At 73.9% G+C, this 429-nt stretch carries 1 protein-coding gene; it reads left to right on the top strand.

Features of this window, described 5'->3' with window-relative positions:
- Window positions 1–429: hypothetical protein (locus tag LPA54_RS39690; RefSeq protein ID WP_228985257.1), on the top strand; the 429-nt coding region annotated here is incomplete at both ends.

Below are 429 nucleotides of genomic sequence, written 5' to 3'. Positions count from 1 at the left end.
GCCCTACGCGGAGCGGAGCTTCACCGCCGCGGTCGCGGTGCGCACCGACCCCTCCTCACCCACCGACCAACTCGCCCTGTTCCTGCACCTCACCCCGGAGGCCACCGCCGACCCGGCCCGCGCCCTGCGCGAGATCGCCGGCAAGGTCACCCGGGAGATCGGCGTCAGCCCGTCCTTCCTCATCCCCGTGGCGCGGGACGCCGTTCCCAAGACGGAGATCGGCAAGATCCAGCGCACCAGGCTGCGCAAGGGCTTCGAGGCGGGCGACTTCGACGACGAGGTGCGCCGGACCCAGTTGCTGCTGGGCACCGCGGCCACCGTCCCCGACTGGTTCCTGCGCCCGGTATGGCAGCGCGCGGAACGCGTCGGTACCCGTCCCACGGCGTCCGGCCGGCACACCCTCGTCCTCGCGGGCGGCGACCCGCAAGC

It is taken from the genome of Streptomyces sp. DH12, assembly GCF_020873895.1.
Classification (GTDB): domain Bacteria; phylum Actinomycetota; class Actinomycetes; order Streptomycetales; family Streptomycetaceae; genus Streptomyces.
The sequence above is the reverse complement of the archived record's forward strand: the minus strand, read 5'-3'. Positions and strand labels throughout refer to the sequence as shown.